The sequence below is a fragment of the Gloeocapsopsis sp. IPPAS B-1203 genome, from assembly GCF_002749975.1.
In the GTDB taxonomy this organism is placed as follows: domain Bacteria; phylum Cyanobacteriota; class Cyanobacteriia; order Cyanobacteriales; family Chroococcidiopsidaceae; genus Gloeocapsopsis.
The window spans coordinates 246,695-262,975 of the sequence record NZ_PEIG01000002.1; the positions used below are offsets into that span (position 1 = coordinate 246,695).

11 protein-coding genes and 1 riboswitch are annotated in these 16,281 nt (G+C 42.3%); of the genes, 5 read left to right on the plus strand and 6 right to left on the minus strand.

Annotated elements, in window-relative coordinates; translation table 11 throughout:
- Positions 1 to 28 precede the first annotated feature (28 nt).
- Positions 29 to 2,707, minus strand: a complete 2,679-nt coding sequence (locus CSQ79_RS04525) for a TonB-dependent siderophore receptor (protein ID WP_099699998.1) — start codon at positions 2,705 to 2,707, stop codon at positions 29 to 31.
- A gap of 369 nt (positions 2,708 to 3,076) precedes the next feature.
- Between CSQ79_RS04525 and CSQ79_RS04530 the strand changes: the two genes are divergently transcribed.
- From CSQ79_RS04530 to tnpB, 3 genes are all read left to right on the plus strand, one after another.
- A complete protein-coding gene (locus tag CSQ79_RS04530) occupies positions 3,077 to 3,334 on the plus strand; it encodes a BrnT family toxin (RefSeq protein WP_289500540.1) in 258 nt (85 codons plus the stop codon).
- Complete coding sequence (locus CSQ79_RS27410; RefSeq protein WP_289500541.1) at positions 3,303 to 3,719, plus strand: hypothetical protein; 417 nt, start codon at positions 3,303 to 3,305, stop codon at positions 3,717 to 3,719. Before CSQ79_RS04530 ends, CSQ79_RS27410 begins: the two co-directional genes overlap by 32 nt.
- Positions 3,720 to 3,788: 69 nt before the next feature.
- Positions 3,789 to 4,967 carry an IS200/IS605 family element RNA-guided endonuclease TnpB gene (gene tnpB / locus CSQ79_RS04540; RefSeq protein ID WP_099699999.1) on the plus strand — a complete coding sequence of 393 codons (1,179 nt, stop codon included), beginning with the start codon at positions 3,789 to 3,791 and terminating at the stop codon, positions 4,965 to 4,967.
- A 175-nt stretch (positions 4,968 to 5,142) separates the two neighbouring features.
- Here tnpB and CSQ79_RS04545 read toward each other — a convergent pair whose 3' ends face one another.
- Complete coding sequence (locus tag CSQ79_RS04545) at positions 5,143 to 6,162, minus strand: AraC family transcriptional regulator (RefSeq protein WP_099700000.1); 1,020 nt, start codon at positions 6,160 to 6,162, stop codon at positions 5,143 to 5,145.
- Positions 6,163 to 6,283: 121 nt separating this feature from the next.
- Positions 6,284 to 9,487, minus strand: coding sequence for an alpha-mannosidase (locus CSQ79_RS04550; protein ID WP_099700001.1), 3,204 nt, complete (start codon positions 9,485 to 9,487; stop codon positions 6,284 to 6,286).
- A gap of 62 nt (positions 9,488 to 9,549) precedes the next feature.
- Here CSQ79_RS04550 and CSQ79_RS04555 point away from each other — a divergent pair, with 62 nt between their 5' ends.
- Complete coding sequence (locus tag CSQ79_RS04555; RefSeq protein WP_099700002.1) at positions 9,550 to 10,161, plus strand: SMI1/KNR4 family protein; 612 nt, start codon at positions 9,550 to 9,552, stop codon at positions 10,159 to 10,161.
- 198 nt (positions 10,162 to 10,359) lie between these two features.
- Positions 10,360 to 11,865 carry a hypothetical protein gene (locus tag CSQ79_RS04560; RefSeq protein WP_099700003.1) on the plus strand — a complete coding sequence of 502 codons (1,506 nt, stop codon included), beginning with the start codon at positions 10,360 to 10,362 and terminating at the stop codon, positions 11,863 to 11,865.
- Here the strand turns inward: CSQ79_RS04560 and CSQ79_RS04565 are convergent.
- The 3 genes from CSQ79_RS04565 to CSQ79_RS04575 form a co-directional block, all read right to left on the minus strand.
- On the minus strand, positions 11,862 to 13,475 hold the full coding sequence (locus tag CSQ79_RS04565; RefSeq protein WP_099700004.1) for a cation:proton antiporter: 1,614 nt from the start codon (positions 13,473 to 13,475) through the stop codon (positions 11,862 to 11,864). The genes CSQ79_RS04560 and CSQ79_RS04565 overlap by 4 nt on opposite strands.
- A 91-nt stretch (positions 13,476 to 13,566) precedes the next feature.
- A riboswitch (Fluoride riboswitch) is annotated at positions 13,567 to 13,631 on the minus strand.
- A 40-nt stretch (positions 13,632 to 13,671) separates the two neighbouring features.
- Entirely contained in the window at positions 13,672 to 15,918 is a 2,247-nt protein-coding gene (locus CSQ79_RS04570; RefSeq protein ID WP_099700005.1) for a DUF3769 domain-containing protein, read from the minus strand.
- Between the two features lie 119 nt (positions 15,919 to 16,037).
- Entirely contained in the window at positions 16,038 to 16,154 is a 117-nt protein-coding gene (locus CSQ79_RS04575) for a photosystem II reaction center protein I (RefSeq protein WP_099700006.1), read from the minus strand.
- Positions 16,155 to 16,281 lie beyond the last annotated feature (127 nt).

Below are 16,281 nucleotides of genomic sequence, written 5' to 3' on the forward strand. Positions count from 1 at the left end.
TCCTACCGATTAATATCAACGATCAAGGTCAAAACTCCCAGGAAATAGTTCCTAGCACAGTGAATGGTCTACCAGGGATGACTTCAAATTCACCAGGACTTTCAAAATAGTCCACATTGAATAAGTTCGTGAAGTTGAGCGCAGCACGAAATTGCTCTCGTTGGTAAAAAATTGCAGCATCAGTGCGCAGATAGCTTGGCAATTCAAAGGTATTATCTAAATTCGCTTGGCGATCGCTTATATAGAACAATCCCAAGCCGAAGCCGAAGCCTTGTAATCCACCTTGTTGAATTTGATAGGTTGTCCAGAGGTTGAATGAATTTTCTGGAACATTCGCCAAACGATTACCCACGGGAAAAAGGTTGTCCTTGGTGAGCCGAGCATCTGTATAGGCATAGCCTGCAATGATATTCCATCCAGGTAAGATTTCACCCCCAACATTAAATTCAATGCCTCGGCTGCGCTGTTCACCCGTTTGAATCGAGAAGCCTATATTGTCTGGATCATCCGTCGGAACATTAGAGCGGGTCAGATTATAGAAGGCAAGAGTTGCTGAAAGTTGGTCATTTAAATCTGCCTTAACGCCCACTTCATACTGAGTCCCTCGCTCTGGTTCAAATGGACTGCCATCAAATGCATTTCCAAACAAGCTTGGAGTAAAGGAACGAGCATAACTGGCATACAGTGAAATTGGTTCAATCGGCTGATAGACGATACCGACCCGTGGAGAAAATGCACTATCAGACTGACTATATGTGAAATCATCAACTCGACTCCGATTGTTGTAATCCTGGGTATCGTAGCGCAAACCCAGTAACAATTTTAGATTCTCTGTCAGGCTGACTAGATCTTGGATATAAATTCCAAGCGAATTGGTTTCGTAAGCATTATTAGAGCGGATTACAAAAGGTTCGGTTTCTGGTTGATTATACACAGGGTTAAACGCATCAATTGAACTAATGCCTCTACGTCTTCGTAAGTATGTTGCATCATCTCTATTCCAATCAACTCCAACTAGCAGTTGATGTCCAATGGAGCCAGTCAAGAAATTACCAGTGAGGTTTGTTGCCAAAAGATAGTTTGTGCCATCACCTTCATCAGCTATACGAAGACGATTGAGAGTTCGATTATCAGCTTCTATGCTAATAGGAATAGCAACGTCAGCATCGTATGTCGAAAATCTGACTCGAAAGGCATTGCGTAACGACCAATTGTCACTGAGTTGATGTTCTAGTCTATATCCGATTCTACTGTTAGTTATTCGGGCAAAGTCACCAGGTTCGCTATAGTTAGAGTTGCGAGGAATTTCACCATTCGGATTCGGGAGGACAGTACCGACACTAGGTAAACCAGGATAAAATCCAGTATCGATGCTGGCATACTCTCCCTCTACAAATAGTTCTGTGCGATCGCCGAGCCTGAAACTCACTATTGGTGAAATACTTAAGGATTCTTTATCAAAAAAATCGATGAAACTATCGGAGTTTTCATAACCTGCATTCAGTCTGTAGAGCACTGATCTGGAATCATCCAATGGTCCTGATAAATCAACGTTTCCTCTATAGAAGGCATAATTTCCGATTGTTGCGTCTACTCGGTAAAAGGGGTCTTGAAGCGGCTGTTTAGTGACCAGGTTAATCGTTCCACCTGGGTTGGCGGAACCATACAGCACTGAAGCTGGACCTAGAAGAACTTCTACTCTCTCAATATTGAATAGCTCGGTTCCAACTGTTGAGCCACTAACACTACCCACCCCATCAAACAACCCATCTCTGAGAATGTTTCCTGAATTTCTAGTGCTAAAACCACGAATTGTAAAATCACTTATCGACGAATAAGCTCCTCTTTCTTGAGTGACGCCAGGGACATTTCTGAGAGCATCCTCTACACGAGTCGCTTGCTGATCCCGAATGACCTGCTGCGGTACTACCTGAATTGATTGGGGAATGTCACGAAGTGGGGTATCCGTTCTAGTTGCAGTGCTGGCATTCGGTACGCGATATCCTGTATCCTGCTGTCCCGTGACCAGCAATTCAATCGGCTCATCGCCCTGCGCTGCTGGTATTTCCTGTGGTGTTTCACTCGTCGTCGGCTGCTCACCTTCAGGCTGCTGTGATGGTTGCATTGCTGCAGCAGCAGATGTCAAACCAAAAATCAATCCTTCATCACTGTCAAATAACTCAACTGTTGGCAATCCTGTTTCACCTGCTACTGTCACCCGAATAGTATTAGCATCAAGGTTTGTAACTGTTATCTCACTAATCCCCTCAATAGGGCTTTGAGAACTAAATATGAACGCCTCGCCATTGGGTAAACGCAATTGAGCATTAGGTATATCTGCGATAAAGTTATTTCCGATACTGCGATCGCTAATTTGAAGTTGTTCGCCCTGAGTTGTCTGTAATATCACCTCCACACCTTTTTCTGTGGGATTAGCTTGTACACTCGTCACTTGTATAACATCCCTCTGGACGGAAGAGGGGTTGGTTGGGGCTGGCGACTGCACTAACATAATTGCGCTAGTGCTAGGACGCTCTCTTTCACTAATTTGAGGAATCTCTCTAATTAACTGAGATTTACGTAATACAGATGTAATAGTTTTATCATGATCCGGCTTTGCTACTTCTTGAGCCGTTACGCTCATAGCACCCCACAGCCAAACAGAACTTGTTAGTAATAAAATTTGCAATAAATTCTTTGGTTTCATTAGATACTCTACACACCTGGCAATATTACGGAAACAATGTCGGAAATCGACAAGTCATCCGTGACTCGTCCCCACACATGTCCTCACACCACAATTTCAAATTGATTTAGCTTCTAATAAGAAAACTTCTCAATAAAGCTGAGAATACAAGATTTGAAGAAGGTATTGTTGCCGCAAACGGATTTTTTTCTGCCCGATCGGGATTTTTTTAGTGATGGTGCAACAACAAAGGGCGATCAATCGCTCAAAAAGACGGTTGAGGTGGGATCAAAACTGCCACAAAATTGTTCCCTATGAAAAACCTGATATAGCGGTATAAGGTAAATATCAAGGTTCAGAGTGCTTTAGAGTACATAGATTTATTACGGTTTGAATGGGACAACCAAAAAGCTCAAAAAGCATGGGGTTTCTTTTGATGAGGCAGCAACTATTTTTTACGATCCACTCTATTTAGAGGATTATGATGAAGCGCACTCTGACCAAGAGGATCGGTTTAAGATTATTGGTATGTCAAGCAATGGACGCTTGCTAGTTGCCGCCTATAGTCAGCGAGTTGATAGGATAGGGATCATTAGTTCCAGACTAGCGACTAAAAATGAACGACAAATCTATGAATCACAAGCTTGAACAGAATGAAACTGAGATTGATGATTTGTTGGAGGAATATGACTTTAGCAAAGCTAAACCAGGTAGACACCGAGGATTTAAGGGAGCGTTGGTTCGTGTATTTGAGGACGGCACAGAGCAAGTTATCGAGTTGAGTCCGAGAAATAACACTATCAATTTATCTCCTGAAGCAATTCGATTAATTATTGAGGCGCTGGAATACCGGATTGAAGCGTACCAGAGACGACTGGAGGAAGGGAGTTTGGACGAGAGTGAATCAGAAGTCATTAATAATTTGGTGGTTTTAGCAGCATTGTCGCAGGAATTAAAGAAATCGCTTGAGATGCCTGCTTTATCATCTTTGCGGAAAGACCCCATACGCAGCGAGCGCGGAGTGTGGGGATGAAAGCAAAGCAAAAGTCTGTGGTGCTTAACTAATTGACTTAAATTAGATAAGTATTGTATAGTAAGCACTATGGGAAACAAAGCTTACAAATTTAGACTGTATCCAAACAAAGAGCAATCAGCATTTTTGGCAAAATGTTTTGGTTGTTCCAGGTTTGTGTACAACCATTTTTTGAGACTCACAACAGATGTCTATGCCGAGTCTAAAAAATCCCTGCGTTACAAAGAATGGGCAAAGCTATTAACAGGTTTAAAGTCAGAGTTTGAATGGCTTAAAGAAGTTAATTCCCAATCACTACAGCAAACTCTTAAGGATTTAGAGCCAGCATTTGTTAGATTTTTTAAAAAGTTAGGAGGATTTCCAAACTTTAAAAAGAAAAGTAATCGGCAATCATTCAGAGTTCCACAACACTTTTTAATAGACAATAATGGGTTTCTTAAACTACCTAAGATCACACCTATCAAAATGGTAATTCATAGGGAAATACTAGGAACACCAAAGAATGTCACCATATCTAAAACCCCATCTGGGAAGTATTACGCATCAATAGTAACTGAACAAGATATTCCTCACGCTCCTCTGAATGGTGACAAGATAGGTTTAGATTTAGGGTTAAAAGAGTTTGCTTGTTCCTCAAAGGGTGAGAAGTTTGAGAATCCTCAGTATTTTCAAAAATCTTTACGCCGGCTTCATATAAAACAGAGGAGAGTAAGCAGAAAAAACAAAGGTTCTAGCAACCGCAGTAAAGCTAGATTAGTTGTAGCTAAGATTCACGAAAAAGTGGCCAATCAACGGCAGGACTACCAACATAAAATTAGCCTGAAACTGGTATCCGAGAACCAAAGGATATCAGCAGAAAGTCTAAACATTAAAGGGATGGTAAAAAACCGTAAATTAGCCAAACACCTTTGTGATGTAGCTTGGGGCAATTTCCTCACCATGTTGGAATATAAAGGGGATATCTACGGTTGTGAAGTTCACTATGTAGATAGGTTCTTCCCCAGTTCAAAAAGGTGTTCCAACTGCGGCTACATCAAGCAAGACTTAACACTATCCATTCGTGAGTGGGAATGTCCAGAGTGCAAAAGTTTTTGGGACAGAGATATTAATGCTGCCCTCAACCTGATGCTGTTCTCTGAATCAAAAATACCCTTGGAAGAAGGGAAATCTACGCCTGATCAGCTAGTTGTAAGACTAGGTATGAACCGGAATACTGGTTCAGGACAGGAAGCCACAGGTGTAGCGTAGCGTAACCTGTGGTACTTCACAAGTGTTCTGAAAGCAACGTTAGAGCCAGAAATTTTGTTTCTTGATATTGGCGACTATATAGTCTTTAACCAACCGTTACCCTCGTTGTTACCCTTTGTGCCGATTCTTCAAGGCGGAGAGAACAAATCCTCCTATGCCTCATTCTAATTTAAGGTCAAATTCGATGACGGCGATAAGCACTCGGTGTCATGTTCATATGCCGCTTAAACGCATCACAAAACCGACTCGCACTCGCATATCCTACCCGATGGGCAATCTCAGCAATACTCAACTCGCGATCGCATAACAGTTTCTGTGCTTGCTTAATGCGACACGTTTGCAAATAACCAAACACTGTTGTGCCAAAAAGGTAGCGGAAGCCTCGCTTTAATTTGTAGTCGTTTAGTCCCACCTGTCTTGCTAGGTCGAGTAGCGATGGAGGACAATCTAAATCGCGTTGGAGAATTTCTTTTGCTAAATGCAGACGTTCGATATCTGTGGGACGAAAATTTGGGATTGTATTGTATGAACTCTGTCCTGCTAATTGATGAAACTGTAACACTAATAATTCTAGTACCTTACTTTCTAGGTACATGCGTTTGATGACACCATGATAGGGACAATTGAGCATTTGTTGGAGAGTCTGTTGCATGGCGGGGGTGCTTTGATTGAGAGATTGATGAAAGCTTTTTGCCGATTTTCCCTCAATCAGCGATCGCAGCAGAGACGAGGTATTGTCCCAATTCATGCCAAACGACTTTAATCGTTCTAAATCCGTCTTAATTCCCACACTTTTATGGATTTGTTCGGCTGGGAAATATTCAATTGATCGTACTTCTTTGATGTAGCACAGACAAGTTTCACCAGCAGTTTCTTCGCGGTCTTCTTCTAGCTGAATGCCTGGGTTAATCATACGGCGGTCGCCCGCTAAATAGAAATTTGATAACAGCATCCCCTCCCCGTTGTAATGATAGTCTAGACACAAGGGACGCCAATATTGATAGGTAGCAATGTGAATGCTTAGTCCTGGGTGCAGATCAATAATCCACTCTTCCCCTTGCCCTAATCGCTTTGGAATAGCCCGTCGTCGTTCAACATCATTCCACTGCCAAGGAACCTCACCACACGCATTGGCTTCTTCCCAGATCGCATTATATTCAGCTTCAGTAATGATCCGTGCTGTGTCGAGTGGCATTATTCCTATCCCTACTAATTAAGAAAAGGTTTTATTTACTAATGTCACGTCCGGTTAAATAACCCAACTTTCATTGAGTTGTTAGTTGCCAATTGCTAACCACTCTAGTCACTTTAAAATTTTAAGCATTTTCCTGATTGTAAGTTACTGTAATTGAGAAAATTTTCCAAGGCGCAACTTTATAGATTGGCGATCGCACAGTAGATGTTGTCCGCTCTAATAAATCAACAGTTTCCCCGATTGCTAAATCTAAATCACTTTTGAAATTTATTTGTGCTGATTCTCCGTTACATTCGTAACAGCGGAGAATCCATCGCTGCGAATTGTCTTCTGACTGTTTAAATGCCATCAAAATCAGGTTTTCTGCTGATAAATCAAGAAAACAGCCTACTGGTGGTAAGTTTTGCGAAACGCGATCGCTCTGTGACATTAACATCACTTGTAGCGGATAATTTAGCTCATATCCGCGTCGTACTGTCTGCGCTTGTTGCCAATTACCTTGATGTGGATAAATCGCATACGTGAATTGATGATTTCCGCGATCTGCGTCTGGGTTGGGCCATTCTGCACCACGTAACAAAGTCAGGCGTAATTGATGCGGTTGGCTATCGTAGCCGTATTTGCAATCATTCAGTAAACTGACACCGTAATTATCAGTACTTAAATCTGCCCAGTGTAGTGCTGGAATTTCCCATTTAGCTTGTTCTGCTGGTGTTTCTGGTTTAGTAGTACGCTGAATCGCACCGCAAGGAATTTCATAGGTTGCATAATCAGCTTCAAAGTTGAACGGAAAAGCTGCTTTAACCAAAACATGACGCGATCGCCAGTTGACAGTTGTTTCAATTTTCAATAGTGGTAAACCCGCTTGCACCACATAATCTTGACAAAATTCTGATTCTCCGAGTTGACGCACAACGCGAATGCGACTTTGAACGATTCCCTGCTCTAACCACTCAATTGATTTGAGTTGCAATGGTGGTAAGGGGTGTTGTGCATAGTTGGGGTCAATGTTCCATGCATCCCAATATTGACCACTGTCAGTAAATCCTTGTAATTGATTACCTCCATCAGAATGCAATATCTCGCGATCGCACGTCTTATCAACAAGACTCTTTAAGTTTCCGTTTTCACAATCAACAATGACCCGTAAAAATTCATTTTCTAGCGTCCAATCTTCAGTTTTTTTTCTATTGTCATAATACTCAACACCTGATATAATTTTTGTATTATTACCCTTTCTTTGCTCATTTTCTATTGTATTATTTAATACATCGGTAGAAGTAGCTATAAACTTAAGTGCTACTAACCAAAAGACACAATAACCTGTAGCAGGAATATCTTTAGCACTAAATAATAGTGTCTGAGGAGCAATAATTTGGCAAGGTAGCTGATTTCCTTCTAAGTCGCAAACAACCCAATCTTGTGCATCAGGTAATGTCACGCTCACAACGTCGGAACGTTGCCAGTTGAGGGAATTAAACACAACCAAGGGTTGCGCGTCAGGATGCGGGGGTGGTGGTAATTTAATGTGAGATGCGATCGCACTTAACGACTGCTGAGTAATTTCTGCGGTAACTTGTTCAACTTCTTCCCAAGTTGGGTTAACCTCGGCGTAGACTTCAGGAATGGAAGAACCAGGGAGAATATCGTGAAATTGGTTAAATAAAACTTTCTTCCAAGCAGCTTCTAATTGAGCTTGAGGATAAACGAAGCCAGTCGCGATATTAGCTAGTGCGGCAAACAATTCTGCTTGATACAAAAATCCTTCACAACGGCGATTCCAGCGCTTTTGATCTGCGTGGGTAGTGTAACAACCGCGATGAAATTCGAGATAGAGTTCATCTTGCCAAATAGGAAGGGGTGAGGGGTTAAAGATGATTTCTTCATCACGTTGAGAAGTGCTGCGGATTTGTTGGAGATATTTCTGTGCTGTTGTGAATTGCAGTTGAGGGAAGAAGGGAGAATTTTGCCATTTTTGGGCGACTTCTAGCATATCGCGAGTCGGACCACCGCCGTGATCGCCAACTCCAGGAAGCCATAGTGAAGTTTTGAAACTTGTTTGCTGTTCCCAGTTGCAGGCATAAGTCTCCATTTTGATCGGGTCAATACCTTCACCAATCGGGGCAGACATGAGACTTAATATTGCGCTTCCATCAGGCGATCGCCACCAAAAAGCATCATAGGGAAACTTCGTTGTATCGTTCCACAGTAGCTTTTGCGTGACAAAATACTCAATTCCAGCTTGCTGAAGAAACTGTGGTAACGTAGCGCAAAACCCAAAACTATCGGGTAGCCACGCTACTGTAGAAATCGCACCAAATTTAGCTGAAACATAGCGTTGACCGTACAATAACTGACGCACAATCGATTCGCCACTGACTAAATTCAGTTCAGGTTCTACCCACAACCCGCCAACTATTTCCCAGCGTCCATTATTAACTTGTTGTTGAATTGCTGCGAATAAATCAGGGCGATGTTCTTCAATCCAAGCATAAAGTGCAGGCGTAGAATGACAAAATATCAGTTCTGGAAAATCTTGTTGGAGATTAAGAACAGAAGTAAAAGTACGTTGTGCGGCTTCCCAAGTATCGCTAATTGCCCACAACCAGGCTAGATCAAGGTGTGCATGACCGAGAAGTTGAATTTGGCGTTGCTTAATCTCTTGTGCTAAGTATTGCACCGAGGAACGAATAGTAAGCAGTGATTCTGTAAATGCGTGCTTGTCAGGTAGAATTGCCCAATCGATTTGTGCTAGCGCTGTCGCCAGGATTGATAATTTTTCAGGATAGAAGGTTTCTAAATATTGTTGTAAAACCGCGAATTCATCTGCAATAAAGCCAGGTTCAGGATAGGCGGTGTCGGTAGATTCATAAAGACAAAGCGATCGCACTAAAGCCCCAGCATCGTGATTTGGACTGATCAAGCGTAAAATAACCGTAATTTCTTCGCCTGGTGTTACTGCTGGACTAAGCAGTATGCGAGTTGAACAATCAAATAAATCGCCTTCTTGGACAAGTTGACCGTTAACATAAATTTGTGCAGCCTCCGCCCACCAGGTAAGTGCTAAGCGCAAACTTAAACCTGCGATCGGATACCCTGATAAATCATTGGGAATGACAAATTTTTGGGTTAACCACAGTACTTTTTGCCCCGCTGACCAAGCAATGTGTTCTCTATCATTAAGTTTTACTTCAGTTTGTGATGTTGCTTGCGATTCATCTAAAATCCGCCAATGCGCTTGAACGTTGACTTGAGTGCGATCGCGAAGTTTCGCAATCACGGCTGAGATTAAGTTGCTATGAGTTTGAGGTACTGTGGAAGTCATCTTGTCGGTTTTATTTCTAGCATCTGCTGCGCTTAAGTGATTTAATTTAGCAAAGACAGATTATGTATGATTGGTTATGTAAGTCATTGCATCAGGCAGATCGCATTTTTCCAGAATTTTCTCTTGGCTGGAAGTGTCATTTCAATAGCAGCGCGTGGGAAGATGAGATTAACAAATGTGAACAAGAATTAAATTTATCACTTCCACACAGTTATCGAGAATTTCTACTGAGGCATAATGGCGCTCATCTGTTTTACAGTGAATTAGAGGATTACTCAGATACCGCTGCTTGGTGGGCGGGTTCCGGAATTAAGATTTTTGGAACTGGAGAATTGCTAAGCTATAGGCATTACAGACGTATAACCTCCAGCCCATTTACTGATGCAGAAGATCCATCCATACTTGGGTTTGCTTACTTAGGACGTTTAGGCACAGGCGATTTTTGCGCTTTTGATACAGCATTTGTTGGAAATGAGTGTCCTGTTTTGGACTGCGATCAAGATTATCCATCTTCAAAATGGAAGGAGTCTCCAATTGCTTTCTCATTTGAAGAATGGCTAAGTAAAATGTTTGATCGCATTATTAACCACAAAAGCTTACCTGAGTACTGGTTTAGTGACTCGTTATATGATAACTCTCTAGAAATATTTGGAAGTTCTACAGACTATTGTTAAACTGCTGAAATTAAGTTGCTATAAGTTTGCGGCACTGTGGAGGTCATCTTTTCGATAAAATCAGATTGTTAAATGAGTAACTAACAATTAACGTAACAAGAAGGCTGGTCACTGGTAATTGGTCATTGGTAATTGGAAAAAATACTTATTACCCATTACCCATTACCCATTACCCATTACCCAAACCTAATTCATATTATGTCTTCGGCTTCCGGTCGCTATCAAAGCAAACTCTTCAATTTTGTTCACCAGCAATCACGGCGGTTTACACAGCAATGCGATCGCACTTTTCGTCAAATTCAATTTGCTACCAGTTGGATAGCACCAGCCGTCCTATATCCTTTCTACGCTTTATTTCAGTCAACGCGAAAGACAAGACAGTTTACTCCAAAGCCAGCATCACCACAGCTACAAGCAACTTACCAAGATTCTTCCCCACCAATTCCCAGCGCTGACACGCCAATTCAGCAAGTATTACAGTTGTTTGAAATACCTACTGAAGAGATTGCATTACCTAAGCGAGAGGAGCAACCCAAAACAAATATTTTTACTTGGTTCGTACCGCAAATCATTCATTTAGCTAAACAAAGTAAGGAACTATTCTACTCAGATCGCCAAACTACAACGACTTCACCTGTAGAGTGGATACCTATCGCTGCAAAACTGAAGAGCAATCGACGAGTCATTCGAGGAATTGCTACTGAACTTGCAAGTCGCAACTTAGTCTTAGTCACAAGTGGGAATGAAATTCTTGATGTTTTTTCACCACAACAGCAGGAACAAGTGCAAGCAAAGATTCAAGGAGAAGTGGCTATCTACTGGCGTTGTCAACGCTTAGCTTATAATTCTCAAGTTCAAACACGACTTAGCAGTAATACAGAAAGTAATTTACTTCCTCTTGAAAAATCACCTATAACATTTCTAGATCGCGTTTTAGCAGAAGTAGAATCGTATTCTTTTGCAATAACTCAACATTGGCAAAATCAATTAAATAGCACAACTATACTAGCTAATACAACACATCAAAATAATATTGAATCGGATAATTCCACAAGTCACACTTTACGAATTCAAGCTTTAATTTGGGCAGCAATTGATTTCTTTTTGGGAAGCAGCAATAACACAAAATTAGGGAAAAATACGCCAGTAAAAAAATCTTTGCAATTCTCTAGAAAGACGCAACAGACAAAAATACCATATCGTCCTGTGTCTCAATTACCTGGTGTTTCATCACCTACCATTGAAGACCCTTGGTTATCACTTAGTGACTTATTTGGAAAAGTAGAATCTGAAGCTGAAGTACAAGAAACAGTATCTACACAAATACTAAATAAAGTTCTTCCTGAAAATAAAACAAGTGATTCCCTGCGCAGAAAATTAATCAACGGTTGGCAAAGGTTTAAGCCTAAAATTAATAATGTAGTTACTGCGTTAGTAAAAGTACGAACAAGTGCGATCGCGCAAAACTCAGTACCGAATGCGATCGCTACTGAAACTCCTGAACCCAAACCACAAACAAATCCCGCGCAAATTAATCCAACTTCTGAGTGGATCGATGTTAGTGCGATCGCTGTGGGTTATGTCAAGCATCCGTTAGAACAAGTCCTCGAATGGTTAGACCGCGCTATGTCGTGGCTAGAAAAATTATTATTTAAATTCTGGCAGTGGTTGCAGCGATTTAACAAAACAAGTCGTAGTAATTAGCTATCCACTGTAATTACGGGAATTGGACTCATTTCTAAAACAGCTTGAGAGACAGAACCAAGAATGACTTCTTCCCAAACGCGGTGTCCCCGTTTACCAATGATCACATCTGTCACTTGACGCGCTTTTGCTACTTGCACGATCGCTTCTGGAACTGCACCAGATTGCGTGAGAAACTCATAGCGAATATCTGCAAGTAACTGTTTTGCTTTGCTTTGGAGTTCATCTACGGCGTGTTTATCTCCCAGGTTATCAACGTACAACACAATCACTTCACCGTTGCTGCGTCGTGCTAAATCAGCGGCTTTGCGGAGAACTTGGACTGCTAGTGGTGAAGTATCTACTGCTGCTAGAAACACAGGACGACCTGTAACCGCAACTTTGGTAGGATCGACTTCTCCTTTTTCCAATAGTTTGGGTGCAAACACCTGCGTTGTCCATGCACCAATGGGAGCCGTTGTCAAGATCGAGAGTGCAGCGATCGCCAAAATTATTTCGCCGCCTTCAATTCCTGCAGCTAAAGGTAATGCACCAATTGCAGCTTGTACTGTCGCCTTTGCCATATTTCCTGGTAGTAAGAACACCTTTTCTTGCCAAGTCCAGTTACTACCTAAAGTTGAGAGATACCAACCAATTGCTCGACCAACAACTAAACTAAGAGTTAACAGCAACAACCCAGGTAGTAAGATATTTCCTAATACCTGAAGCTGAATAGTTGCTCCAAGTAGCACAAATAAAACAATTTCTGCTATTGTCCACAAGACGTCAAATCCACTACGAATTAAACGAGCAAGGGGTGCATCAAATTCAATTAAAAAGAACCCCATTGCCATGACAGCAAGATAACCAGAATAATAAGGAAATACTTCGGTAAAAATGACAAGAAATAATGCTGCGCTAGCTGCAATAATTATGTCCTGAACAACACTGCGCGTCCATTGCTGAACCAGCACCAACACTAATAAACGAGCAAAAAGGAAACCTGCTGCTAATCCCAAGGCAATTTCTAGAATTACCTGAAAAGGTAAAAGTTGTAAAGGAGACAACGCAATACCAGCAAAAAGTGTTACTGGTTCACCCCCTTGTTGTCCCAAAAAGTTAAGTAATAAGCTAAATACCAGTAAAAGCAAGACATCAGACAGCGCACTTCCTGTCAAAATTGCATCAGGAATTCCTTTAGCGACTCCCCAGCCCAAACTCTTCAGCCTCAACATTCCTGGTACAATCACCGCAGGTGACTCTGCTCCGACAACACAGCCCAACAGCAAGCCAGTCAAGAAATCAAAGTTGAATAGAAACATCGACAAGAAAGCAACAACTACTGCTTCTGTTGATGCTGGGAGAAACCCTAATCTTAATGCTACTGTTCCTTGTTGTGCTAGCTTTTCTCGGTCTAACCCAAGTCCTGCTTTCATCAAGATAATCGTAACTGCAACTAAGCGTAAGTCGTCAGCTGCATTTAAAACTTCAGGACTAATAAAATCTGCAAATTGCGGACCGATCGCAATCCCGATTAGGATCATACCAATGAGGGGCGGCGCTCCTAATCGTTGGGCAAGTTGACCTGCAAAAAACCCCATTGATAAAATCCACAGTGCGCTAGCTAACACTTCTCTCTCCTTCGTAAAGTACAGCAACGGTGGTGTTGCCAAAAGGAGTAACAGAAGCGTTAACAGCAACAGCCCTACCCTCTGGCAAGCCAGAATAGTAGGAGCCATCAGCCTTAATATTAGGCAGTTAGGGTGAGCTCCATCACCCAATTTAGAAGCAAGAATAACACATTTTTGAATTTAGACGTAAAACCAGTTACTCCTGTCGCACTCCACCTAAAACTGGTTGTACTTCAGAACCGGAAAAAGGATCTGTACCACCAACCCAGTTGAAGTCACTGATTCTCAAAGTGAGAGATCCTAACTCTAGAGTTGGATTGTAGCGGAGGACAATTCCGTAAGTACGGCGACTGTATTCGAGAACGTAGTCAGTACTGAGATCTCGACCTGTATTTACATTAATTGAAGTCTGCACGCCAAGGCGAAATGGTCCATAAATTTGCTGTGTAATTCCTACTGACAAAACGCTCCTATCAGCCGCACGATCAAATAAAAATGGTGATGTACCACCTCGTATGCCTTGGGAGTAAGCAATATTGAAGCCAGTATAGTCCAAAAATGGTCGAGAGAAATGACCAAACTGCCCTTGGATACCAACTGTTCCAGTTAATAACGTTTGTTGGTCGCCACTACTATAAAAACTCGCGTCACCGCGCACACCAGCGTACAATTGCACATAGGGTACTACTGGTGTTGGTGTATAACGTAATCCTTCGTTTGCAGTTGCAGGTAACGGAGTTCCTCGCCAGAGTAAGAATCCACGACTAAGTGCCGCACTACCTTGCAAGCGACCTAGAGAAACTCGATTGTTATCGCGAATCGGTTCGAGTAAATCGATGCGATCAGTGTTTGCTGTAATGTATTGTGCTCCAGCTTGATAGCTTAAATTAAATCCGGTGTCTCCTAAAGGAATGACTGGAGAAGCCACAATGCCACCAAGACTACTACGGACTGTTTGATAGCCCAAGGAACCGTTGTACAAGCGATCGCGGTAGCTGTATTCAAGTGTTAATCTGTGGGGTATTTCAAGAATATTGAGGGGAGTACGCAACCGTAAACTAGCGCGTAAGTTATCTCCAATATCCGTTAACCCTGGCAGAACTGCCAAGCCCGTGAGTGTTGTTTGTGGTCCTAAAGTAGCATCTAAGCTACCGCGTATACCAAATAAATCAGGGCTAAAGATATTTCCGCCACTTTCGGTAATGGCTTGTTGCACAAAAACTTGGGGAGTGACGCTGACACGTACTGCTTCACTATCAATCACATTGAAACTGCGTTCAACAAACAATCCTCCACGATCTTCGCTATCGTAGCCTAAGTTGACTAAGCCTGGAGTCACTTGCCGTTGTCTGCGGTCAATAACTTGTTCGTTGCGTGGAATCGGGATTGATAAACCTTGGTCAAAAACTAAGCGCTGTCCTGTTGTCCTAATCCGATCGCGCGAGGGTGTCTCGCGTGTCAGTGTCATTGTATCAGCACGTAACTCTAACTCTGGAGGGGAAAATGGATCGTTTGTGATGCGGACATTCGTTGCTTGCCAACCTTCAGGATCAAAATTAATCGTGTCAGCTTCAACGCGCAAGCGGCGGATTTCTCCTCCTTGTTGTGGTGAAGCTACAGAACCAGTACCAATGTTAATACCACCAGGACTTGTAACTTGTTGTAGCGGTTGATTTGCCGTGATACGATCGCTTAATGGTTGTGGCGCGACTCCCCCAGCAGTGACATCTGTTGGTAATGGTGTAAAATCTTCTCTAGCAGTAGGAATAAAAACTTCTCCACTTGCATTGAGTACATTTCCTGTATCTTGAACCAGATTGTAAGTAAAGCGATCGCCACGAATTATTTGTTGTCCGCGTGTCAAAGCAACATTACCTTCGCCGACGCCGATTAAATTTTCTAAATTCACTTGCAGGCGATCGGCATCTAACACAGTGCCATCATATCGTAAAAGAACATCACCTTCGGCGGTGACAATTTGCCGCTGCGTATCGTATTCTTGGTAGTTTGAATTGAGTTCAACAACGCGATCGCGAACCCTAGGGGCTTGCTGAGGCAGAGGTTGACTTGGTGAGTATGGTATTGTTTGGGCTGATTCTGGTGCTGTTGGTGCTGGCGCACTAAAATCTAGTGTTGGTAAATTGTTATCACTATCTTCTGGTAGCTGTGCGGTTGTTTCGGTCGCAAATTTTTTTAACTTAGCGATTGTATGGCTGTTTCCATTGCTGACATTCAAAGATGGAATTGCACTAGAAGACGCTTCTACAACAGTGCTATTTTGCTCAACAGGATAACCAATAGAAATCGCTTCGCCCAAGAGTGTAGCGTCTTTAGCTGCACTAACTTGGGATTGCACCGAAGATAATGACTGACGATGAGAAGAAATTGCCGTAGACGGCAGAACAATGTGATGCGGTTTAGGAGGCGGTGCTGCATGAGTCATATTTCAGTCACAATAAGCAAGACAGCCTGGCGCATGACCTCAACCGCACTTCTAACCAAATACCAGTAGCAGACATTAACTGAACTGCTGCTTGGTCTACGGCATCTTGTAGGGTTTGGTTATTCGAGATCCCGCCGACCAGGGTTACGTGCAGGGTCATTGGACAAAAAGCCAAAGACAAATATACCAACGAAGAAGGTGACAACAACATACACAACAATTTTAAGAGTCAACATAGAAATATCTCCAAGCGGTATGAGAAGCTAAAGGAAACTGCGACTTAAATTTGCAGATAGTCCTTATCATCATACCCAAATGTTGTCCTTTTTTAGTTGAGATCGAGTTGACTACCTGCAGACTTTG